Source organism: Micromonospora sp. NPDC049114 (genome assembly GCF_040648635.1).
GTDB lineage: Bacteria > Actinomycetota > Actinomycetes > Mycobacteriales > Micromonosporaceae > Micromonospora.
Genome location: NZ_JBEZEA010000001.1, coordinates 355831 through 377748, shown reverse-complemented (window position 1 = coordinate 377748; position 21918 = coordinate 355831). Strand labels below are relative to the sequence as shown.

20 protein-coding genes are annotated in these 21918 nt (G+C 72.5%); 13 read left to right on the top strand and 7 right to left on the bottom strand.

Annotation, left to right across the window (positions count from 1 at the left end; genetic code table 11):
• The first annotated feature begins 17 nt into the window (after positions 1-17).
• Positions 18-1322, top strand: coding sequence for an MFS transporter (locus AB0B39_RS01755; protein ID WP_357573248.1), 1305 nt, complete (start codon positions 18-20; stop codon positions 1320-1322).
• Position 1323: 1 nt separating this feature from the next.
• On the opposite strand, the gene AB0B39_RS01750 is transcribed toward AB0B39_RS01755, so the two are convergent.
• Together AB0B39_RS01750 and AB0B39_RS01745 are read right to left on the bottom strand one after the other, a co-directional pair.
• Positions 1324-2034 (bottom strand): RICIN domain-containing protein, encoded by a 711-nt coding sequence (locus AB0B39_RS01750; protein WP_357573247.1) that lies wholly within the window; start codon positions 2032-2034, stop codon positions 1324-1326.
• Between the two features lie 75 nt (positions 2035-2109).
• Positions 2110-2580, bottom strand: a complete 471-nt coding sequence (locus AB0B39_RS01745; RefSeq protein ID WP_354860779.1) for a YbaK/EbsC family protein — start codon at positions 2578-2580, stop codon at positions 2110-2112.
• A 93-nt stretch (positions 2581-2673) separates the two neighbouring features.
• On the opposite strand from AB0B39_RS01745, the gene AB0B39_RS01740 reads away from it, so the two are divergent.
• The 4 genes from AB0B39_RS01740 to AB0B39_RS01725 all read left to right on the top strand — a co-directional run bounded on the left by AB0B39_RS01740 (position 2674) and on the right by AB0B39_RS01725 (position 6948).
• Positions 2674-4071 (top strand): FAD-binding oxidoreductase, encoded by a 1398-nt coding sequence (locus tag AB0B39_RS01740; protein WP_234583054.1) that lies wholly within the window; start codon positions 2674-2676, stop codon positions 4069-4071.
• Positions 4068-5411, top strand: a complete 1344-nt coding sequence (locus AB0B39_RS01735) for a class I SAM-dependent methyltransferase (RefSeq protein WP_357573246.1) — start codon at positions 4068-4070, stop codon at positions 5409-5411. The genes AB0B39_RS01740 and AB0B39_RS01735 overlap by 4 nt, the downstream gene beginning before the upstream one ends.
• Positions 5412-5528: 117 nt before the next feature.
• Positions 5529-6086: a helix-turn-helix domain-containing protein gene (locus AB0B39_RS01730; RefSeq protein WP_234583050.1), complete on the top strand. Its 558-nt coding sequence runs from the start codon at positions 5529-5531 to the stop codon at positions 6084-6086.
• Complete coding sequence (locus AB0B39_RS01725; RefSeq protein ID WP_357493859.1) at positions 6079-6948, top strand: SRPBCC domain-containing protein; 870 nt, start codon at positions 6079-6081, stop codon at positions 6946-6948. Before AB0B39_RS01730 ends, AB0B39_RS01725 begins: the two co-directional genes overlap by 8 nt.
• A gap of 181 nt (positions 6949-7129) precedes the next feature.
• Here the strand turns inward: AB0B39_RS01725 and AB0B39_RS01720 are convergent, their stop codons facing one another.
• Entirely contained in the window at positions 7130-7447 is a 318-nt protein-coding gene (locus AB0B39_RS01720) for a helix-turn-helix transcriptional regulator (protein ID WP_234583048.1), read from the bottom strand.
• A 100-nt stretch (positions 7448-7547) separates the two neighbouring features.
• On the opposite strand from AB0B39_RS01720, the gene AB0B39_RS01715 reads away from it, so the two are divergent.
• Positions 7548-7781 carry a zinc-ribbon domain-containing protein gene (locus AB0B39_RS01715; protein ID WP_355132985.1) on the top strand — a complete coding sequence of 78 codons (234 nt, stop codon included), beginning with the start codon at positions 7548-7550 and terminating at the stop codon, positions 7779-7781.
• A 218-nt stretch (positions 7782-7999) separates the two neighbouring features.
• Here AB0B39_RS01715 and AB0B39_RS01710 read toward each other — a convergent pair whose 3' ends face one another.
• Entirely contained in the window at positions 8000-9181 is a 1182-nt protein-coding gene (locus AB0B39_RS01710) for a hypothetical protein (RefSeq protein WP_357573245.1), read from the bottom strand.
• A 225-nt stretch (positions 9182-9406) separates the two neighbouring features.
• On the opposite strand from AB0B39_RS01710, the gene AB0B39_RS01705 reads away from it, so the two are divergent.
• From AB0B39_RS01705 to AB0B39_RS01695, 3 genes are all read left to right on the top strand, one after another.
• On the top strand, positions 9407-11683 hold the full coding sequence (locus AB0B39_RS01705; RefSeq protein WP_357573244.1) for an EAL domain-containing protein: 2277 nt from the start codon (positions 9407-9409) through the stop codon (positions 11681-11683).
• A 50-nt stretch (positions 11684-11733) separates the two neighbouring features.
• On the top strand, positions 11734-12492 hold the full coding sequence (locus AB0B39_RS01700; RefSeq protein WP_357573243.1) for a MerR family transcriptional regulator: 759 nt from the start codon (positions 11734-11736) through the stop codon (positions 12490-12492).
• A 120-nt stretch (positions 12493-12612) separates the two neighbouring features.
• Complete coding sequence (locus tag AB0B39_RS01695; protein WP_357573242.1) at positions 12613-13413, top strand: hypothetical protein; 801 nt, start codon at positions 12613-12615, stop codon at positions 13411-13413.
• A gap of 7 nt (positions 13414-13420) precedes the next feature.
• On the opposite strand, the gene AB0B39_RS01690 is transcribed toward AB0B39_RS01695, so the two are convergent.
• Positions 13421-14821 (bottom strand): serine hydrolase, encoded by a 1401-nt coding sequence (locus AB0B39_RS01690; protein WP_357493872.1) that lies wholly within the window; start codon positions 14819-14821, stop codon positions 13421-13423.
• A 155-nt stretch (positions 14822-14976) separates the two neighbouring features.
• Between AB0B39_RS01690 and AB0B39_RS01685 the strand changes: the two genes are divergently transcribed.
• Entirely contained in the window at positions 14977-15261 is a 285-nt protein-coding gene (locus AB0B39_RS01685) for an antibiotic biosynthesis monooxygenase (protein WP_234583040.1), read from the top strand.
• Between the two features lie 13 nt (positions 15262-15274).
• On the opposite strand, the gene AB0B39_RS01680 is transcribed toward AB0B39_RS01685, so the two are convergent.
• Positions 15275-16984, bottom strand: coding sequence for an SLC13 family permease (locus tag AB0B39_RS01680; protein ID WP_357573241.1), 1710 nt, complete (start codon positions 16982-16984; stop codon positions 15275-15277).
• A gap of 56 nt (positions 16985-17040) precedes the next feature.
• Positions 17041-18594, bottom strand: a complete 1554-nt coding sequence (locus AB0B39_RS01675; RefSeq protein WP_357573240.1) for a gluconokinase — start codon at positions 18592-18594, stop codon at positions 17041-17043.
• 245 nt (positions 18595-18839) lie between these two features.
• Here AB0B39_RS01675 and AB0B39_RS01670 point away from each other — a divergent pair, with 245 nt between their 5' ends.
• The 3 genes from AB0B39_RS01670 (at position 18840) to AB0B39_RS01660 (ending at position 21866) form a co-directional block, all read left to right on the top strand.
• Entirely contained in the window at positions 18840-20000 is a 1161-nt protein-coding gene (locus tag AB0B39_RS01670; protein ID WP_357573239.1) for a hypothetical protein, read from the top strand.
• Between the two features lie 46 nt (positions 20001-20046).
• The gene (locus tag AB0B39_RS01665; RefSeq protein ID WP_357573238.1) at positions 20047-20592 is read left to right on the top strand and encodes a hypothetical protein; all 546 of its coding nucleotides are present in this window, start codon (positions 20047-20049) and stop codon (positions 20590-20592) included.
• A gap of 143 nt (positions 20593-20735) precedes the next feature.
• Positions 20736-21866, top strand: a complete 1131-nt coding sequence (locus AB0B39_RS01660; RefSeq protein WP_357573237.1) for an epoxide hydrolase family protein — start codon at positions 20736-20738, stop codon at positions 21864-21866.
• Positions 21867-21918: the final 52 nt, after the last annotated feature.

The following is a 21918-nucleotide window of genomic DNA, read 5'->3' as shown; positions in this document are numbered from 1 at the left end:
GACTCAGACTGATCAGCGTGACCAAGAACCGTCGCCTGCACCCCGCCTGGCTCGTCGCCGCCGTGGCCTTCGTGGCGCTGGTCGGCGCGGCCGGCTTCCGCGCCACCCCGTCGGTGCTGCTGCACCCGTTGCACGAGGAGTTCGGCTGGCCGCTCGCCACCATCTCCGCGGCCGTCTCGGTCAACCTGCTCCTGTACGGGCTGACCGCGCCTTTCGCCGCCGCGCTGATGGACCGGTTCGGGATCCGCCGGGTGGTCTCGGTGGCGCTGCTGCTGGTCGCCGCCGGCAGCGGCCTGACGGTCTTCATGACCGCGAGCTGGCAGTTGCTGCTGTGCTGGGGCGTCCTCGTCGGCCTGGGCACCGGCTCGATGGCGCTGGCGTTCGTGGCGACGGTCACCGGGCGCTGGTTCGTCCGTCGACGGGGACTCGTCACCGGCGTGCTGACCGCGGGCGGTGCGGCCGGCCAACTGATCTTCCTGCCGCTGATCGCCGTGCTGGTGCGCGACCACGGATGGCGCACGGCGGCGCTCGTCGTGGCCGGAGCCGCCCTGGCGGTCGTACCCCTGGTGGTGTGGTTGCTGCGCGAACACCCGGCGGATCTCGACCTGCCCGCCTACGGCGCGACCGAGGTTGTCGCGGCGCCGCCGCCGACCGGCGGCGCGGCGACCCGGGCGCTGGGCGCGCTGGCCGCCGCGGCCCGGACCCGGCCGTTCTGGCTGCTGGCCGGCGGGTTCGCGATCTGCGGCGCCACCACCAACGGCCTCGTCGGTACGCACTTCGTGCCGGCCGCGCACGACCACGGCATGGCCGAGACCACGGCGGCCGGGCTGCTCGCGCTGGTGGGGCTCTTCGACATCGTCGGCACCATCGCCTCCGGCTGGCTCACCGACCGGGTGGACAGTCGGTTGCTGCTCGGCGCGTACTACGCCCTGCGCGGGTTGTCGCTGCTGGTGCTGCCGAGCCTGTTCAGTGGCGCCGCCCGCCCGAGCATGCTGGTGTTCATCGTCTTCTACGGCCTGGACTGGGTGGCCACCGTGCCGCCGACTGTCGCGCTGTGCCGGGAGTACTTCGGCGGCGCCGGCGCCGTCGTGTTCGGCTGGGTGTTCGCCGCCCACCAGTTCGGGGCGGCGCTCGCGGCGACGGGCGCGGGGCTGGTCCGCGACCGGCTCGGCGACTACGCGCTGGCCTGGTACGTGGCGGGTGCCCTGTCGATCGGCGCCGCCGGGCTGTCGTTGCTGCTGCGTCGACGGCCGGGCCGACCGGTGCCGGAGGCCGTCCTGCTCGCCGCGACCGCACCCCGGGCGTGGAGCTTCCGGGGCTGAGTCAGCTCAACGTCCACTGCTGGGCGGGCCGGCCGTCGCAGGGCCGCTGCCGGATCTCGTCCCCGGCCTCGGCGCCGTCGTCGTCGGCCTGCGCGCACTTGCCGCTGTGCACGGCGACGACCAGCACCGGACCGGTGCCGGTCGGGCTCAGCCGCCACTGCTGGTTGGCCTTACCGTGGCAGGGGAACTGCTGCAACTTCGCGCCGTCGTCACCGCTGCCGCCCTCGACGTCGAGGCACTGCCCGTGGGCGGCGTTGGTCAGCGTCACCGCATCCGTTCCGATCGGGCTGACGACCCACTGCTGCTCCGGGCCGCCGGTGCAGGCGGCCAACTCGGCCTGCGCCTTCTCGCCGTCGCCGTCGAGCCCGAGGCAGAGCCCGGAGGGCGAGCGCAGCACGCGGGGCCCGGTGGTCGGGACGGCCGGGGTGGCCGACGGGGTCGGCGACGGCTCGACCGAGGGGGTCGGGCTGGGCTCGGCCGCCGCGGTGGTCGGCTCGGCCGCGCCGGACTGCGCGGCGACGGTGGCGGGCACCACCGGTTTGTCGTCGCCGTCGAGGAGGCCGGTGGCGAAGACCACCCCGAGGAGTACGCCCACCAGCCCGACCGCCAACGCCACCCGCAGCAGCGGGTCGGCGAGCGGCCCGGAACGCGCTCGCCGCCGACCGCCGTAGACGGTGCCGGCGGGATCGGGGCGCTCCTCGGGCGGGGACATACTGGCCATCCTCGCCCACCGCGGCGGGTCGGGGCCAGCCGAGCCACGCCGGGCGGGGCAGCCGGCCCGGCGGGATCAGCGGGTCGGCTGCGGGTCGGTGACGTCGGCAACAGTCGCGCCGAGGGCGGTGATCGCCGCGTCGGCGTCGACCGCGACGGCGAGACCGCGCTCGCCCGCGCCGAGGGTGATCTCCCGGCCGCGCAGTCGCTCGTCGGCGATCACCGGCCACGCGGTGCTCGCGCCGAACGGGGTGATCGTGCCGCGCTCGTACCCGGTGGCGGCCAGGGCGCCCGCCGCGTCCGGCATGGAGATGCGCTGCACACCGAGCAGGGCGCGCAGCTTGGGCCAGGAGACGACCCGGTCGCCGGGGGTCAGCACGAACAGGTGATCGTCGGCACCCCGGCGGACGACAATGGTCTTGACCACATCCGGGACCGCCACGCCACGGGCTGCGGCGGCCTCCGCGAGGCTGCCTACCGCACCGTGGCTGACCAGGCGATACGGCAGTCCGGCGGAGTCCAGGGCGGCGATCGCGGGCGACGGCATGCCCGCCACGGTAACCGTCGAACCTGGCGTCGGACGGGAAACAGCGGGCGTCGACATCCCACCGTTTCCGGGGGCCGGGCGTAAGGTGATCACATGCGCGCTGAGCGTGTGGATCACCCCATTGACCATGATGAAGCGGTGGACACGCTGCGGCGGTCGTACGCCGCGGTGCCCACGGGCGAGCCTGTCCGGCTGGCCAAACGCACCTCCAACCTGTTCCGCCCCCGGTCCGCACCCCGGACCCCGGGCCTCGACGTGAGCGGCCTCAACCGGGTGCTCACGGTGGACGCGACCGCCCGGACCGCCGACGTGCAGGGCATGTGCACGTACGAGGACCTGGTCGACGCGACGCTGCCGCACGGGCTGATGCCCCTGGTGGTGCCGCAACTGCGCACCATCACCCTGGGCGGGGCGGTGACCGGCCTCGGGATCGAGTCGACCTCGTTCCGCAACGGCCTGCCCCACGAATCGGTACGCGAGATGGACATCCTCACCGGCTCCGGCGAGATCGTCACCGCCCGGCCGGACGGGGAGCACGCCGACCTGTTCACCGCGTTCCCCAACTCGCTGGGCAGCCTGGGGTACGCCACCCGGCTGCGCATCGAGCTGCAACCGATCGGCCGGTACGTGGCGTTGCGCAACATCCGGTTCACCCAACTGGAGGCGCTCACCGACGCGATCGCCGAGGTGACCGCCACCCGGTCGTGGGCCGGCGAACCGGTCGACGTGATGGACGGCGTGATGTTCAGCCCCGGTGAGGCGTACCTGATCCTGGGCACGTTCACCGACGCCGCCGACCCGCCCAGCGACTACACCGGCCAGTCGATCTACTACCGGTCGCTGCGTCGGCGCACGCGGGACGTGCTGACCGCGTACGACTATCTGTGGCGCTGGGACACCGACTGGTTCTGGTGTTCGGCGGCGTTCGGCGCGCAGCACCCGGTCGTGCGCAGGCTCTGGCCGGCGCGATACCGGCGCAGCGACGTCTACCACCGACTGGTCCGCCTCGAGCACCGGCACCAGGTGGCGGCCCGGATCGACCGGCTGCGCGGCCAGCCGGCCCGCGAGCGGGTCGTGCAGGACGTGGAGATCCCGCTGGACCGCACTGCCGACTTCCTGCGCTGGTTCGCGGGCAGCGTGGGGATGACCCCGGTGTGGCTCTGCCCGTTGCGGTTGCGCGAGCCGGAGGGTCCCGGTTCCGCGCGGTCGTGGCCGCTGTATCCACTCCACGCGGGGCAGGACTACGTCAACATTGGTTTCTGGGGGAGCGTTCCGATCGCGCCCGGCGCCGCCGACGGCGACGTCAACCGCACGATCGAACGCAGGGTGTCGGAGTCGGGCGGGCACAAGTCGCTCTACTCGGACGCGTACTACGACCGGGACGCCTTCGATCGCCTCTACGGCGGCGAGACCTGGCGCGCGGTGAAGGACCGCTACGACCCGGACCACCGGCTGACGGGACTGTACGAGAAGGCGGTAGCACGAGCATGAGCCTGACCGATCGAGACCAGGGGGCGGCGAGCGTCCCCGCCACCCCGCCGGCGGGGGGCCGGCGCACCGGTCCGACTGTGGCGGACGTCGTCCGTGCGGTCACCGGGGGGCCGTTGCCGGTGCGGATCACCGGGTACGACGGCAGCGCCGTCGGCCCGGCCGACGCGGGCATCACCCTGTCGATCCGTTCCGAGCGGGGTCTGTCGTACCTGCTCACCGCACCCGGTGACCTGGGTATGGCCCGGGCGTACGTCAGCGGTGACCTGGCGTTGCAGGGGGTGCACCCGGGTGACCCGTACGAAGCGCTGCGGGTGCTCAAGGACGAGTTGCGGCTGCGCCCGCCGTCGGTGGCCGACGGGGTGGCGCTGGTGCGCGGGCTGGGCTGGGAGCGGCTGCTGCCGCCACCGGCTCCGCCGCAGGAGGCGCTTCCGCGCTGGAAGCGGGTGATGAACGGGCTGCGGCACTCGCGGGTGCGTGACAGCACGGCGATCTCGCACCACTACGACGTCTCGAACGCCTTCTACGAGAAGGTGCTCGGCCCGTCGATGACGTACACCTGCGCGGTCTACCGGTCCCCGGACGACACGCTGGAGCAGGCCCAGGCGGCGAAGTACGACCTGGTCGCCGGCAAGCTGGCGCTGAAGAAGGGCATGCGGCTGCTGGACGTGGGCTGCGGCTGGGGCGGGATGGTCCGCCACGCCGCCCGGGAGTACGGCGTGAAGGCGCTCGGGGTGACCCTGTCGAAGGCGCAGGCGCAGTGGGCGCAGGCGGCGATCGAGCGGGAGGGGTTGAGCGAGCTGGCCGAGGTGCGGCACCTGGACTACCGGGACGCGCCGGCGGAGCAGTTCGACGCCATCTCCTCGATCGGTCTGACCGAGCACATCGGTGTGCGCAACTACCCGTCCTACTTCGGCGCGCTGCGGTCGCGGCTGCGTACGGGTGGACGGCTGCTGAACCACACGATCACGCGGGCCGACAACCGGGCGCCCCACCGCTCGGGCGCGTTCATCGACAGGTACGTCTTCCCGGACGGCGAGTTGGCCGGCCCGGGTCGGTTGATCAGCGAGGTGCACGACGCCGGGCTGGAGGTGCACCACGAGGAGAACCTGCGCCAGCACTACGCGCTGACGCTTGCCGCGTGGTGTCGCAACCTGGTGGAGCACTGGGACTTCTGCGTCTCGGAGGTGGGCGCGGGGACCGCCCGGGTGTGGGGCCTCTACATGGCCGGCTCGCGGATGGCCTTCGAGCGCAACGGCATCCAGCTGCACCAGGTGCTGGCCACCCACAACGGCCCGGACGGTGTGAACGGCTACCCGCTGCGACCCGACTGGTTGCCCTGATCATCTACTGAACGTCGCCTGAAGCTGAGCATCGCCTGGAGCCGCGTCGAGAAAGTCGGCGCGGCTTCTCGCGAAGCGATTGACAAACAAATTTTGTACGTACAAACTGATTTTGCCATGAGAGACGTCCTGTACCTGGAGCAGATCGAGCAGGCCGAAGTCCTGCTCAAGCCGCAGCGCGTCGAGGTGCTGCGGCAACTCGCCGAACCGCGCACCTGCACGGAGGTCGCGGCCCGACTCGACCAGACGCCGCAGCGCGTCTACTACCACGTCAAGCAGCTCGTCTCGGCCGGCCTGGTCGAGCTCGTCAACGAGCGCAAGGTTCGCGGCATCACCGAAGGCATCTACCAGGCCGCCGCCCGGTCCTACTGGCTCTCCCCGCGGCTGGTCGGCCGGATCGGGCTGCGCCGGGCCCGCGACGAGCTGAGCCTGGGCTACCTGCTCGACCTGATGGAGGAGGTCCAGGCCGACATCGCCGACCTGGACCGCTCGGCGCCCGAACTGCCCTCGATCGGGGTCTCCGGCGAGATCCGGGTGCCCGCCGAGCAGCGCCAGCAGTTCCTGCACGACCTGCAAACCGCACTTCAGGACCTGTTCAGTCGCTACGGCGGGAGCGAAGGCGATGCCTTCAAGCTCGCCGTCGCCTGCTATCCGAAAGGGAATGACAATGAGTGAACAGCTGAAGGTCCAGGCCCGCCTCTCCGCGTCTGTCGGGCGCGTCCGTGAGGCCCTGACCGACCCGGCCGAGCTGCGACTCTGGCTGGCCGAGCACGCCGAGGTCGAGCTGCCCCAGCGGTACGAGTTCTGGGGTCGCTACACGCCCGAGGGTGACGCCCCGCACCAGCGTCTGCTGCACGCCGACGACGACACGCTGCGCTTCGGCTGGGTGCTCGACGGGGTGGAGACCACCACCGAGTTCCAGTTGACAGCCGAGGGCACGGACAGCACGGTGTTGACGCTGACCCAGAGCCACTTCGACTTCGCCGAGGCGATGAGCGGTTCCAGCATCCGGGGCGTGCTCCAGACGTTCTGGGCGCTGTCCATCGCCAACCTGGCCGCCCACCTGGAGGGTCGGCCGCTGCTGCCGCGTACCGACTTCACCTCCGCCGACCTGCGCGGCGAGCTGGTCATCGCCGCCCCGATGGACAAGGTGTGGGAGTCGCTCACCGACTCCGAGCAGGCCAGCGCCTGGTTCGGCTACCCGATCGGGATCGAGCCGTGGGTCGGCGGCCGATACGCGATGGGCGGCTTCGAGACCGGGTACGCGGCCAAGATCGTCGACCTGGAGCCGGGCCGGAAGATGTCCGTGGACTGGGGACCGACCGGCGTCACGAACTGGGAGCTGGCCGAGTCCAACGGCCGGACCACGCTGACCTTCGTGCAGAGCGGCTTCGACGAGGGCAATCCTCCGTACGCTGCCTGGAGCGGGTCGGTGGCCGGCCTGGCCGAGCTGCGCCGCTTCCACGAGGTGCCGGACTGGCAGCCGATCTGGCTCGCGACCGAGGTGCCCGGCCTGGAGCCCGAGCCCGCGAGCTGACCGTCGCGCCGGGAAGCCCGCCCGGGTGGTCACGCCCATCCGCTCAGCGAGCTGGGTTCAACATCCGAGCAACATCAGGGAAACTGCTGCCTCAAGCGGTGCGGAGGCAGCAGTTTCCCGGCACTTGTGCGGATCTTGTGTTGGTCGGGGCGGCTCCGGTCGGGCACGCCACCCGAGCGTCTCAGGCGATGGCGGCGATGTCTCCGTCATCGAAGTAGATCGCCTGGTGCAGCCGGCCGCCGAGTGCCGCGGCGTACCGGGCCACCACATCCTGGCCGGAGATCCGGCCCTGCTCGATCTGGGACACGCGGCCCTTGGTCACGCCCATCCGCTCAGCGATCTGTTGCTGAGTGAAACCGCGAGCACGTCGGACCTCTGCGAGACGGTGCCCGACGACCTGCGCGAGCAGCTCCTCCTTGCCCGCCTCGACGGCCGCCTCGCCGCCAGCGCGCTGCACGTACTCCGCCCGAACGTCCGACCACCGCACATGACCGCTCACCGCCATCCCCCTTCCTGCTGTGTGCGTTCCTTCAAGTAGATCTCATACCGTTGTTCGGCGAGCGGGTGACTTTTCGGGGCCGAGTGGGTAATGGCGGGCGATGTTCTTCATCTTCGGTCTGCGTACGAAGGTCGACAGGTCCGGCGTCGTGCAGCAGGTCTGCCGCCACTGCGGCAATCACGCCGCGCAGGTCATCACCCGCCGGTCGACCAGGTTCACCCTCTTCTTCATTCCGCTCATCCCGATCCGCACCCGCTACGCGCAGCAGTGCACGTTCTGCGGCGCGCAGTACGAGATCGCCAAGTCCGACGCCCAGCGCCTCCCGGTCGGTTGAGCCGCAGATGGCCCGCTTCCTGTGCTGGCTGATCGGCAGGCAACCCCGGACCGCCGGCCCGCTGGTGCACACGGTTCGCCGCCCGCCCTGCACCCCGGGCCGGCGCAAGCGCCGGCGCGCGCGTCGACCGCTTGCCGGCACCACGCTGCCGCGCTCGCCGTGGAACCGCTCCGCCGGCCGCTGACGTACGCCCGTACCGGTGGTTGGCGGCACACCGGTCAGGTGTCAGCCATCGGTGCCGGGGCGAACAGCGGGGGCATCGGATCCGCCGCCCGGATCGTGGCGACGAGCTGGGCCAGTTGCGGGTAGCCGCCGCCGGCCGCCCTGATGTGGGCGTCCGCGTCGGCGCGGTTGCCGAGGTGGCACTCCGCGATGGCCCGCAGGAGAGACGCGACGGCGCACAGGTCCGGCGGGTCCACCCCGGGCCGGACGTCGAGAAGTAGCGACCGCGCCTGCTCGGGCCGCTGGTTGAGCAGGTACGCCAGGCTCATCGCGACACGGGCGGCCAAGCTCTGTGGCCGCACCCGGGAGCCGAGCTCCGCCAGTTCCCAGATCTCCACCACCTCCCGGTGCGCGACAGGCGATCGGGCCACCACCGCGGCGTGCAGGTACCACAACCCGAACTGGACGCTGAGGACCTGCCCGATGGCGGCGGCCGTCGGGGGATCGGTGCTGTCGGCGCGAGCCGTCGCCGCGAGTCGCTCGGCGTCGGCCACGAAGTCCGTCGGGGAGCGCCCGTGGCCGGTGCTCCAGCGCCGTTGGAAGGCGGCGAGCGCGAGCCGCGGCTCGTCACCGAGGCGATCCGGATCCGCGCGGTGACCGTCGGCCGCCTCCACGGGGCTGATCGTCCGCAGCGTCCGGGCTATCTCCTCCTCGTAGTAGGCAGCCCACAGCGCCGCGCCGGTGGCGGTCGGCGCCCGGAGCCAGTGGAGCAGGTTGCGGCCGTCGCTGTGGGGCGAGGGGACGAGGCTGACCAGTCCGCGAAGCGCCGCCAGAAGCGCCGTGCCGAACAGCGCGAGACGGGTCACCGCTGTGGTCGCCGACGCCGTCGCCGCACCGAGCGCCGCAGCGGTGCACAGGTTGACCACCGGGCCGGCGAGGTAGAACAGCACCAGGCGCAGCGGCAACGCGGTCGTCGACGGCGCCGGCCGGATCGCCACGTTGTTGCGCCACCCGGTGAGCGGTGCGACACGGACCGCGACGACCTCCAGGCGCAGCAGCTTCGCCGCGACGAGGTGCCCGCACTCGTGCAGGACTGTGTGCACCCACAGCGACAGGCAGGTGATGCCGACGACGACGATGGCACCCACCAGGGACTCGGTGACGACGAGCGCGAACAGCAGCGCTTCGATCACCAGGAGGATGGACGCGGCCACCAGCCGTCGGCGGGGAGAGGTCACCGCGGAGATGGTACGGCGCACCGGGTGGCGGCGGGGGTACGTCCGCGCGTCGCGACGCCACCCGGAGGCGGACCGTTCCGGAAGGACCGTCCTACGTGGCCGGACCGGCTCGATGCGCGCGGCCGTCCGGACCTTGGCGGGCACCCGGGGCGCTGGCTAGGCTTTCGGGGTTTGCCGTGGACAGGTCCGCCGAGGGTGCACGTACGACGAAGAGCCGGAGCGACCGTGTCGCGACAGGACGTGAAGCAGGCCGCGCGGACCAGTGGCGTCGCGCCGGCCCGGCTCAGCCGCGTCGGGCTGGTCGGCGCGGGCTCGGTGGTCCTCCTGGAGGCGTTCTGGCTGGTCGCGGCGCTGCCCGGGGCCGCGCTGGTCAGCGACGTGGGCGCGCTGGTGGTGGCCGGCTGGGCGACCGTCGCCTGCGCCGGCGTGGCCCGTCGGCACCCGGCCCCGCTGCGCAGGTTCTGGAGGCTGCTCGCCGGCACCATGGCGCTCGCGGCGCTGGGCCGGGCGATCTGGACGGCGCAGCGGCTCGTCGGCGGCGACCTGCCGCACACTCCGCTGGTCGGGGTGGTCTTCACCGCCGGCATTCTCACCGGCACGGCCGCGCTGCTCAGCTCCCCGTCCGGGCCCCGGACGGGGGTGGGCCGGGCCCGGACGCTGCTGGACGGCGTGATCGTCGCGCTGGCCCTGGTGCCGATCGGCTGGGTGCTGGTGTTCCGCGGGGTCGCCGCCGCCGAGCTGGCCGACCCGGCGCGCACGCTGGGGCTGCTCTACCCGATGTTCGACCTGATGCAGCTCACCATCCTGGTGGCGGTGGCCGGGCCGGCGCGACCGCTGTGGCGGCCGATGAGCGTGCTCGCGGTGAGCCTCACCATCCGGGTGGTAGCCGACGTCGTCTACGTCTCGCTTGTCGCCCGCGCTGACTACGCCGCCGGTCACCCCATCGACCTGTGCTGGCCGCTGAGCTACCTGCTGATCGGCCTGGCCACGGGGAACCCGCCGCCGCCGGACTGCGACGGCACCGACGAGACCGCCGAGTCGCCGCTGCCGCCGTGGTGGCGGGTGGCGCTGCCGTACCTGCCGGTCGGTGGGGCGATCATCGCGGTGCTGCTGGCCCGCGGGCCCACCGGCCAGACCCCGCCGCTGGTCTTCGTGACCATGATGACGTTGCTCGCCGCTCTCGCCGTGCGCCAGGGGCTGGCCGCCAACGAGAACCTGCGCCTGGTGGCGCGACTGCGCCGGCTCGCGTACGGCGATCAGCTCACCGGCCTACCGAATCGGCTGTTGTTCAACAGGCTGCTGCGCCTGGCTCTGCGCGACGGCCGGCCGGTGGCCGTCCTGCTGCTCGACCTCGACGGGTTCAAGCAGGTCAACGACCGGTTCGGGCACGCCACCGGCGACACCCTGCTGACCGGCCTGGCGGCTCGGATGCGGACGGCGGTGGCCGGCGACGGCACCATCGCGCGGCTCGGCGGGGACGAGTTCGCGGTGCTTGTCGAGCGGGAGGGGCCGGTGTCGCCGGAGCGGCTGGCCGAGCGTCTGCTGGACGCGCTGCGGCCGTCCGAGGGTGAGGAGGACGTGGGCGTGCACCCGTCGGCGAGCATCGGCATCGCCGAGTACGGGCCGCAGCACGCCTCGCACACCGACCTCCTGCGCGACGCCGACATCGCCATGTACGCGGCGAAGGCGGCCGGCAAGTCCGCGTACCGGACGTGCACGCCGGGCCTGCGCGAGTCGGCCGTGTCCCGGGCGGAGTTGATCGCCGACCTGCGCCGGGCCGTCGACGAGGAGCAGCTGCACCTGGAGTTCCAGCCCATCGTCGACCTGTCCAGCGGTGCGGTCCGCAGCGCCGAGGCGTTGGTGCGCTGGCGGCATCCCCGGCTCGGGATGCTGCCGCCGGCGAAGTTCCTGCCGCTGGCCGAGGAGACCGGGCTGATCCTCCCGATCGACCGCTGGGTGATCCACGAGGCGTGTCGGGCGGCGGCGACCTGGCGGGCCCGCGCGCCGGAGGCGACGGTCGCGGTGAACATCGCCGCGGCACACCTGCGCCGGCCCGACCTGATCGCCACGGTCACGGCGGCCACCGCCAGCGCCGGGTTGGCGCCGCGCGCGTTGACGCTGGAGCTGACCGAGTCGGCGTTGATCGAGGGGACCGACGCGGTGCTGGAACGGCTGCACCAGCTGCGGGAGCTGGGCATCCAGATCGCCATCGACGACTTCGGCACGGGCTACTCGTCGTTGAGCTACCTGCACCGCATCCCGGCCACCGAGCTGAAGATCGACAGGTCGTTCGTGGCGCGGCTGGGCACCGACGACCGGGCGTACGCCACGGTGGAGATGGTCACCCGGCTGGCCGGCGCGTTCGACCTGGCGGTGATCGCCGAGGGCGTGGAGACCGAACGCCAGCACGACGCGGTGGCCGCGATCGGCTGCCCACGGGGCCAGGGCTATCTGTACGGGCGTCCGGACAGCCCCGCCACGGTGGGTCAGAATCGAGCTTGACCCTGACGTAACGGCAGGCGGGAGCCTGGTTCCCGGAAGGGAGGGGAACCATGGCGTACACGGTGGGTCAGGTGGCGAGGATCGCCGGCGTGACGGTACGGACGCTGCACCACTACGACGAGATCGGTCTGCTCTCGCCGAGCGGCCGGACGCCGACCGGCTACCGCCGCTACGACGACGCGGACCTGCAACGGCTGCAACTCGTCCTGTACTACCGCGAGCTGGGTTTCCCACTTGAGGAGATCACCGCGATCATCGACGACCCGGCGGCCGATCCGGCCGCGCATCTGCGCCGACAGCATGAGCTGCTGACGGTACGGATCAAGCGGTTGCAGGAGATGGTCACGGCTGTCGAGTTCGCGATGGAGGCGAGCAAGTTGAACATCCAACTCACGCCGGAGGAACGGTTCGAGGTCTTCGGCGACTTCAGGCCGGAGGAGCACGCGGCCGAGGCGGAGCAGCGCTGGGGCGACACCGACGCGTACCGGGAGTCGAACCGGCGGGTCGCCGGCTACCGCAAGGACGACTGGCTGCGTAACAAGGCCGAGAACGAGGACTGGGGCCGGCGGATCGTCGCGCTGCTGGCCGCGGGCGCACCGGCGGACGGCCCGGAGGCGATGGACCTGGCCGAGGAGCACCGGCAGCTCATCAGCCGCTGGTTCTACGAGTGCTCGTACGAGATGCACACCGGGTTGGCCGACATGTACCTGGCCGACGAGCGGTTCACCGCGTACTACGAGAACATCGCCCCCGGCCTGGCGGCGTACCTGCACGAGGCGATCCACGCCAACGCGATCAGCCGCGCCTGATCGACGGCGTGGCCGGCCGGGAACGGCTGTCGGTGCGGTCCGGCTACTCTGGCCGGACCGCACCGCGGTACGCGTCGATCGGCGACCGGCCGGCGGGCGCCCCGCCCAGGGGAGATGACAGTGAAGAAGCCCAAGCTGGTCGCCGTCGGCGCTGTCCTCGTCGTGGCCGTCGCGGTCGGCGTGTGGGCAGTGGTCGCAGCCGGTGACGAGCCGGAGGCGGGCCGCCCGTCAGCCGGTGCGTCGACCTCCCCGACCGGCGCGGCTCCGGCCCCGACCGACCCGGCCGGTGTGCTGGTGGCCGCCGCCGCGAAGGTCGACGAGCAGCCGTACCGTCTGACGGTGGGCAGCGGCGCGACGGCCGAGGGGGACACCACGGTCCTGACGTGGGACCCGAAGGCGCGGCGCGGCACGGAGACCACCTCGCTCAAGGTGCGCAACGGCGAGGTGCGGATCGAGCGGCTGACCACCGGTGCGGACGTCTACGTGCGGGTCAGCGCCCCGGACCGCCGGGTGCCGGTCTGGGACGGCAGGACCTGGTGGCACGTCGGCAGGCCGGGCCGACCGGTCACCAACAAGGGCCTGGACAACACGCGGCTGGCCAGCACGCTGACCGCGCCGTCCGTCGTCCGCCAGACCGGCGCCCGGGAGTACGCGGGCACGCTGGATCTGCGCGACAGCGCCGCCGTGCTGGGCGGCGGGATCGGCGGGGTGCTCGGTGACCGGGCCGCGAAGGTGCCCTTCACCGCCAGCGTCGACGAGCAGGGCCGGTTGGTCCGTTACCGGATCGAGTTGGCCACCGAGCAGGAGAAGACGGCTCAACTCGACCTGACGTACTCGGATTTCGGGCTGCCGGTGGCCGCGGACCCGCCGGCGGCCGACCTGGTCGGGGAGGACCCGCCGGCGAACATCCCTGGCGCCTGACGCCGGTTCACTCCTCGACCGCTCCGTCGCTCGGGGTGACCAGGAAGTCGTAGACGGTCCGGGCCATCCGGCGGACCGTCTCGTCGCCGGTCGCCATCGGGCCGGCGGTGAGGAAGGCGACGGCGGTCTCGGTGCCGGGGATCAGGTAGTAGCCGACGTCGTGGGAGGCGTCCGGCAGGTCGCCGGTCTTGTGGGCCACCGGAACTCCGGGCGGCAGCGCCGCCGGGATCTTGGTGTTCAGGGTCTGTTCCCGCATGAAGCCGATCATCAGGTCGCGGGAGGCCGGGGTGAGGATCTCGCCGTCCCAGACCGCGCCGAGCAGCGACACCACGTCGTCCGGGCTGGTGTAGTTCTCCTCGCCGCGCTGGGCCGCCGCGCTGTCGAGCATCCGGCGGGCCAGGATGGTGGACCGCTGGTTCATCGAGTCGATCAGCGCGTTGACCGGGGCGAACCCGCCCAGGTAGGTGATCAGCACGTTGGCCGCGACGTTGTCGCTGTACTTGATCAGGTATCGGGCGAGCCGGTACAACGTGACCACCTGCGGAAACGTCTCGAACTGGAGCTGACCGGTGCCGCCGACCACGTCGGCAGGTGTCACCAGCACGCCGTCGTCCAGCGACACCTGTCCACAGTCGACCCGGCGGAGCAGCTCCACCAGGATCCACAGCTTGATGACGCTGGCGGCCTTGGGGCGCAGCGCGCCGTTGACCGAGATCTGCTGGTCCCCGTACCGGCCGGACAGGTCGCGGACTGTCGCTCCGGACGGGTTGAGGCTCGCGTCGGCGACCACCCGGGCGAGCTGCCCGCTGAGCGGGAACAGCCGGGCGCCCTCGACCGGATCGGTGGGCGGCTGCGGGCTGGTGACCACCACGCCGGGCAGCTCCACCGGCTGAGCCTGCGGCCCGGACACCACGAGCGTGCCCGCGCTGCGCCCGATCAGCGGCACCCGGTAGCGAAAGCTCCTGCCCTCGACGGTGACCTCGCCACTGGCCACCCCGGCGGCGACCCGCATGTCCGGATCGGCGACCCGGCCGGTGTCGCCGTCGCAGGCCCGGTATCGCACGGTGTGCCCGAGCGAGTCCACAGCGAACGCCCCGCCGGGGAACGACAGCCAGGACACCTCACTTGTCGGCGCTCGCTCCGGCGCGGGCTCCACGCCCGGCTCGTCGCTGCGCCCGTCCTCGTCGACCGGCCCGTCGTTTCCCGTCGGTCCGTCGTGGGCCGGCTCGGTCCCGTACCCCGGCGTGGTCCGGTGGTCCGGGCCGGTTGCCGGGTCGAGGCCGTCGGCGGTGGCCGGCCCGGTCGTCGCGACGACGACCAGCGCGACTGTCGTCGCCAGCCACCGCAGGGGTACGCGGGGGTACGGCACGAAGAGGGAAGATGAGCGCTTCTTGTCGCTTTTTCTCACGTTTGCACGATAAGAAGCGGGGGAGGCGGATGGGGCTGCCGGGACCGCCATCACCCGTCCGGGAGCCGATGTGCCCGGGAGCGACATACCTCAGAGGTATAAATATGACTCTGCGGTATCAAGGGCATCAGCGACACCGGCCCGGGGAGGCACCCATGTTGATCATTGCCGGGAGTCTGCGCGTCGAGCCGGACGCCCGCGACGACTACCTCTCCGGTTGCCGCCAGGTCATCGAACAGGCCCGCGCGGCGGCCGGCTGCCTCGACTTCCTGCTCGCGGCGGATCCGCTCGACCCGGGCCGGATCCACGTCTTCGAGCGCTGGGAGTCCCCGGAGCAGTTGGCGGCGTTCCGCGGCGCCGGGCCGAGCGACGCCCAGACGGTGGCCATCCTCGACGCCGACGTGCACCGTTATCTGATCTCCGGCGTCGAGGCGGCCTGACCCCCTCCGCGCGCTACACCAGCAGATCGAGCAGGAGTACGCCGGCGAAGCCGATCACCGAGATGAGCGTCTCCATCACCGACCAGCTCTTGATGGTCTGGCCGACGGTCAGGCCGAAGTACTCCTTGACCAGCCAGAACCCGGCATCGTTGACGTGCGAGAAGAACAGCGACCCACAGCCGATGGCCAGCGCCAGCAGGGCCACCCCCGGCCGGTCCAGGGTCGCGGCGAGCGGTGCCACGATGCCCGCCGCCGTGATGGTGGCTACCGTCGCCGAGCCGGTGGCGACCCGGATGCCGACCGCGACCAGCCAACCCAGCAGCAGCGGGGAGAGGTTCGCGTCCTTGGCGGCGTCGGCGACCAGGTTGCCGACCCCGGCGTCCACCAGCACCTGCTTGAACCCGCCGCCGGCCGCCACGATCAGCAGGATGCCGGCGATCGGGGGCAGCGAACCGCCGAGCACCGACGAGACCTGGGACCGGCTGAACCCGGCCTGGTAGCCGAGGGTGAACATCGCCAGGATCACCCCGGCGAGCAGCGCCACGATCGGCGTGCCGACGATGTCGAGCGTCTTGCGGCCCGCCGTGCCCTCGTCCAGCGCCAGCTCGCCGATCGCGCGCAGCAGCATCAGCACCACCGGCAGCAGCACGGTGATCACCGCGGGCCAGAACGCCGGGGTACGCCGGGCGGTCTCCGTGCCGCTGTCGTCCACCGGCTCGCCCGGTCGACCGCCGCCCGGGTTGGCGAGGTCGTCGTCGGTGAGCAGATCGCCGTCCACATCGCGCCGAGCCGGCGTCCCGGCGGTGCCGGTCGGTCCGGCTGGACCCGTCGTGCCGGTGATGCCAGTCGTTCCGGCTGGGCCCGTCGTTCCGGCTGCGCCGGCCGTTCCGACCGTGTCCGTCGTTCCGCTGGTGCCCGGCGTTTCGGTGGCACCCGCGGGGGTGGCGGGCCGGCGGCGGGTTGGCAGCAGCGCGGCGGGTGCGGTCGCCGGCACGTACCGGGCGATGAGGTTGCCGAAGACCGGCCCCGAGATGATCACCGTGGGGATCGCCACCAGCAGGCCCAGCCCGAGCGTCAGGCCCAAATCGGCGTTGAGCGACGAGATCGCCACCAGCGGCCCCGGGTGCGGTGGCACCAGGCCGTGCAGCACCGACAGGCCGGCCAGCGCCGGGATGCCGAGTTTCATCAGCGGCACGTCGGTCCGCATCGAGACGAGCAGCACGATCGGCACCAGCAGCACCACGCCGACCTCGAAGAAGAGCGGCAACCCGATGAGCGCCGCCACCCCGGCCATCGCCCAGGGCAGCGCGCGACCGGACACCCGACCGACGACCCGGGTGACGATGCCGTCCGCGCCACCGGACTCGGCGAGCAGACCGCCGATCATGGCCCCCAGCGCGATCAGCAGCCCGACGCCGCCGACAGTGGTGCCGACGCCACCGGTGAACGAGGTGATCATCTTGTCGGGCGCGACGCTCGCCACCACGCCGAGCACCGCCGCGCCGAGGATCAGCGACAGGAACGGGTGGACCTTGGCCCAGGCGATCAGCAGCACCACGGCGACGATGCCGAGCACCGCGGCGGCGATGAGCTGGCCGTCGCCGGCGGTGGTGACCGGCTCGGCCGGCGCCGCGAGCGAGGCCGGCGCGGTGGACCAGGGCGGCGCGGTGAGCCAGGCCGGCGGGGCGAGGGAGGTCAGCGGTTCGGTGAGGGGTGGGAGCACGGCGATCACGACCTTCGGGACGGGGGGTCGACCCTGGGTGGGGCCGGCCGAAGGGCCTACATCGGTGGTCCTGCGGGGTTGGCCGGCTCGGCGGGCAGGCCGGGTTCCAGCCGGCGCATCGACGTGAAGGTGGGCACCAGCGCGTCGTACAGCTCGGCGAAGAGCGGCAGCAGCGCCGCGTACGTGGCGGCGGCGGCCGGGTCGGGGCGGATGACCTCCTCGATGCGGACCAGGTCGGCCGCCACGTCGATGCTGGGGATCAGGCCCAGCGCCTGCATGCCGAGCAGGGCCGCGCCGAAGCTCGACCCCTCACGGCCGGCCGGGAAGCTCACCGGCATGCCGAGCACGTCGGCGAGCATCTGCCGCCACAGGCCACTGCGGGCGAAGCCGCCACCGGCCCGGATCTCGCGAACCTCGTTGCCGGCGGCACGTACGGAGGTGAGCACCAGCGCGAGCTGTTGGCAGACCCCCTCCATCGCGGCCCGGACGAGGTGTTCGCGGCGGTGCCCGTGGGTCAACCCGACGTACGCGCCGCGGGGCAGCGCGCTCCAGTGTGGAGCGCGTTCGCTGTGCAGGTACGGCAGCATGATGAGCCCGCCCGAGCCGACCGGGGCACGGGCCGCGAGGGCCACCAGGTCCTCCTCGGGGTGCTCGCCCAAGTCCGGCGCGAGCGCCTCGCCCGCCCACTTGAGGACGATGCCGCCGTTGTTGATCGCGCCGCCGACCGCCCAGCGATCCTCGGTCAGCGCGTAGCAGAACACCCCGCCCAGCGGGTCCACGCCGGGGCGTTCGACCATGACCCGCATGGCGCCGCTGGTGCCGATCGAGCAGGCCACCATGCCGGGGTGCACCGCGCCCAGGCCCAGATTGGCCAGCGGTCCGTCACCGGCGCCGACCACCACCGGGGTGCGTGGCGGCAGGCCGAGGGCGCTGGCCGCCTGCGGGGTGAGGCCGGGCAGGACGGCGGTGGTGGCGACCAGTTGCGGCAACTGCTCCTCGGTGATGCCCGCGATCGTCAGCGCCTCGGTGTCCCATTCGAGGGTGTGGATGTTCATCAGGCCGGTGGCCGAGGCGATCGAGTGGTCGGTGACCAGCGCCTCGCAGAGTCGCAGCAGCACCCAGTCCTTGATGCCGACCCAGTGCGCGACGCGCTCGAAGAGCCTGGGCTCCTGCTCGGCGAACCAGAGCAGCTTGGGCAGGGGTGACATCGGGTGCATGGGCGTACCGGTACGCCGGTGCAGGGCCAGCCCGGACGGCACCGCCCGCAGCCGCTCGGCCTGGCGGGTGGCCCGGGAGTCGGCCCAGGTCACCGACGGCGTGAGCGGCTTGCCGGCCGCGTCGAGCCCGATGAGGCTGTGCATGGCGGAGCAGAAGGCCAGGCCGGAGACCGGAACGGTCAGCTCGCCCACCACGGTCCGGATCGACTCGACGACGGCGGCGAGGATCACCTCCGGGTCCTGCTCGGCGTACCCGGGGTGCGGATCGTCGAGGGGATAGGCGGCGGAGTGGCTGGCCAGCAACCGGCCGTCGGTGTCGTACGCCATGGTCTTGGTGCTCGTGGTGCCGATGTCGACCCCGATCACCACACCGGGCAGGGTGTCTGGCGGCATGACCCTCACCCCCTTTCGTGCAGGCGGTGCGGCGGCGTCGCCACCCGGCTGCGGCTGACGTTACCGAGACCGCGACCGCCCCGCACGACACGACGGAAGGTGAATCGACGCAGCAGTATCGCCCTATCGTCCGGGTTGCTCCGCCGTTCGGATAGTTCGTCCGTCGTGGCGTGTCCCGGTCGACCGTCAACGCTGTTAATTCGAGTGCACCCCGGATTGGTGGCCTGCGCGGCGAAGGAGTCGGCGTGGCAAAGACTGAATCGACGGGTTCCACGTGGCGGTACCGCTGGGCGCAGCGGCAGAACGTGCGGCGGGTCAGCACGTACCGCGGCGCCGAGAAGGCTTGGCGGCGACGCGACGACGAGTTACGGCGGCTGCGCGCCCTGGCCGCCGACTTCCAGGGCTCGGCGGCGGCCGGCGCGGGCCTCCCACTCGAGCTGGCCAACGACGAGGTGGTGCTGTGGGCACTGCCCGCCGCGCAACTGGTCGAGGTACGACACACGACAGTGCTGCCCGCACCGGACCTGACGGTCGCCGCGCCGGCAGCGCCGCTGCGCCCACGCCGGCCCGACGGCGTACGCGTCACCGACGCCGGCATGGCCGTCATCACCAGCCGTCGGCTGGTCCTGCTCGGCGGGCGCGGCCGGCGTGACTGGGCGTACGGCCGGATGACCGGCCTGGCGCACGACCCGGCGGCGCCGGTGACCCTGATCCAGGTGCTGGACCGGCGGCGTACCTCCGGACTGCTGCTGCCCACCGACGCGGCGGCGGACTTCCGGTTCAAGCTGACGTTGGCCTTCGCCGACGCGATCGAGCAGCGCGCCGCGGTGCTCGCCCAGCTCGACGAGCTGATCGCGGAGCACGGCCAGCTCAAGCCGTTCCGGCCGGCGGTGACCACACCGGCGCAGGCCCGGCTCTCCGCACTCGTTCCCGGCGGTCGTCGGACCATCGCGGTGGCCGCGGGGATCGCGTTGCTGGTGCCGGCGGCGCTCTTCGACTCGAACCCGTCGGACCCGACCGGAGGCGCGGAGGTCGCGGTGGCGGCCACGCCGGCGCCGACCCCCAGCGCGCTTCCCGCGCTGCTGCGCCCGGCCTCCCCGCCGCCGGCGCACACCACCGCGCCGAAGCGGTCGTCGCCGCGCCCGCTGTCGCCGCGCCCGTCGTCCACCCCGACCGCCGGGCCGCGCTGCGGGGCGCCGGAGAATCCCCTCGGGTACGACTTCTGTGCCGGAACCCGGATCCGCCGGCCGGCCGCCGAGGTCTGCGACTGGTTCGACTGCGTGCCGCAGTTCTGGGCGGGCCGGGGCTATCTGGTCCAGTGCCGGGACGGCTCGGTCAGCCTGACCGGTGGCCGGGCGGGCGCGTGCGCGGACCATCGGGGCGTCCGGCGGACCATCTCTCAGTAACCTGATTTGGGGGTTGTTGTCCGCTTCGGTCGGCGAGAATGATCGGGTGGAGATCCGGTCCGATGATGGTGCCCGGGTGCGGATCCGCCCGGTCGGCTACCAGCCCGGCATCGACCCGCCCGACGATCCCGAGCGGGCCGCGCCGGGCTGGCAGGACTGGCTGCTCATCGAGGTGGACGCCCGCACCGCCGACGGCCAGACCTGGTCGCACCACTACCCGAGCCTCATGGTCGAGGAGGCCCGCGCGCTGGGCAGTTGGCTGCACGGGCAGGCGACGGCGGCCGGCGGGCCGACCCCGCCACCGGCGCTGGTCCGCTTCACCGAGCCCAACCTGGCCCTGCGCACCCGGGCGATCCGCCGCCGCCGGCTGGAGTTGACTGTCGAGTTCTCCGCCGAGTCGCTGCCCCCGTGGATGCGCCGGCCGGCCACCGCCGTCTATCCGCTGGTCCTCACCGTCTCCGCGGACGCCCTCGCCGTCGCCGCCGACCAGTGGGCCGGGCACTGCGAGGCGTACCCGCCGCGTACCCGGTCGCGGTTTCCGGCCGGCGGTCCACTGCTCGGCCCCCTGCCCCGTCGGCGGCGCGCGGGTTGAGCGGGGTACGGTGATCCACGTCAGCGACGAGAAGGAGGTGAGCCCCGTGAACACCAGTTGTCACGTCTGGGCGCCCTTCTCGTCCGTCCCCCTCAGCTGACGTCTTCGCGTCGGGGAGTGCGCCCTCCTTCATCGGAGGACCAATGTCTGTTTCCCCGTTCCGCATCGACGTGTCCGATGCGGTCCTCGACGACCTGCGGGCCCGACTGGCCCGCACCCGCTTCACCGACCGCAGCGGCCGCCGACAGTGGCAGGGCGGCACCGATCCCGACTACCTGCGGGACCTGGTGTCCTACTGGCACGACGGGTTCGACTGGCGTGCCCGGGAGGCCGCGCTCAACGCGTACCCCCAGTACCTGGCACTCGTCGGCGGTCGGAAGCTGCACTTCGTGCATGTCCGCGCGGACCGCCCGGCCGGTACGCCCGCGCCACCGCCGTTGCTCCTGAGCCACGGCTGGCCCAGCAGCTTCGTCGAGATGCTGCCCCTGGTCGACCGGCTGACCAGCCCGCTCGGGGGCGCGTTCGACGTGGTGGTGCCCTCACTGCCCGGCTTCGGCTACTCGGAGCTGCCCGACGTGCCGCTGACCCGGGCGGTCCTCGCCCGGACGCTGCACGAGTTGATGACCGACGTGCTCGGCTACGAGCGGTACGGTGCCTTCGGCGGCGACGTCGGCGGGGTCGTCGCCGGTTGGCTCGGTGCCCTCTACCCGGAGCAGGTGGCGGGCATCCACATGATCCATCCACCGTTCCCGGCCAGCTTCGACGGCCAACCGCTGTCGGCGGCCGAGCAGGCGTTTCTGGACGCCGAGGCCGCGTACGACGAGACCGACGGCGGCTACAGCGCCATCATGGGCACCCGGCCGGACACCCTCGCGGCGGCGCTCGCCGACTCCCCGGCCGGGCTGGCCGCCTGGCTCGTCGACAAGTACCGGGACTGGAGCGACAACCGCGGCGACCTGTCGAACAGCTTCGACACCGACACGCTGCTCACGATCATCACGCTCTACTGGGTGACCGGCACGATCGGCTCGTCGTTCCGGCAGTACGTCGACTTCGATCACAACACCCCACGACCCGCCATCACCGTGCCCGCCGCGTTCACGGTGAGCACCGAACCCTCGCAGGCCAACTTCCCGCGCGAGATCGCCGAGCGGGCCTGCACCGACATCCGGCACTGGAGCGAACCCGGCCGAGGTGGGCACTTCATGCCGCTGGAGGAACCGGACCTGCTCGCCGGTGAGCTGAGGGACTTCTTCATCGCGCTGCGCTCGTAGGGCTGCCGCTGCCGTCCTGACTGGCGGCTGCTCCGGTTCTTTGCCGGAGCAG

Coding starts and splice junctions, on each gene's coding strand:
- AB0B39_RS01660 (WP_357573237.1), top strand. CDS start 20,736: ATGTCTGTTTCCCCGTTCCGCATCGACGTGTCCGATGCGGTCCTCGAC.
- AB0B39_RS01725 (WP_357493859.1), top strand. CDS start 6,079: ATGAGTGAACAGCTGAAGGTCCAGGCCCGCCTCTCCGCGTCTGTCGGG.
- AB0B39_RS01715 (WP_355132985.1), top strand. CDS start 7,548: ATGTTCTTCATCTTCGGTCTGCGTACGAAGGTCGACAGGTCCGGCGTC.
- AB0B39_RS01700 (WP_357573243.1), top strand. CDS start 11,734: ATGGCGTACACGGTGGGTCAGGTGGCGAGGATCGCCGGCGTGACGGTA.
- AB0B39_RS01675 (WP_357573240.1), bottom strand. CDS start 18,594: ATGCCGCCAGACACCCTGCCCGGTGTGGTGATCGGGGTCGACATCGGC.
- AB0B39_RS01740 (WP_234583054.1), top strand. CDS start 2,674: ATGCGCGCTGAGCGTGTGGATCACCCCATTGACCATGATGAAGCGGTG.
- AB0B39_RS01750 (WP_357573247.1), bottom strand. CDS start 2,034: ATGTCCCCGCCCGAGGAGCGCCCCGATCCCGCCGGCACCGTCTACGGC.
- AB0B39_RS01730 (WP_234583050.1), top strand. CDS start 5,529: ATGAGAGACGTCCTGTACCTGGAGCAGATCGAGCAGGCCGAAGTCCTG.
- AB0B39_RS01735 (WP_357573246.1), top strand. CDS start 4,068: ATGAGCCTGACCGATCGAGACCAGGGGGCGGCGAGCGTCCCCGCCACC.
- AB0B39_RS01745 (WP_354860779.1), bottom strand. CDS start 2,580: ATGCCGTCGCCCGCGATCGCCGCCCTGGACTCCGCCGGACTGCCGTAT.
- AB0B39_RS01685 (WP_234583040.1), top strand. CDS start 14,977: ATGTTGATCATTGCCGGGAGTCTGCGCGTCGAGCCGGACGCCCGCGAC.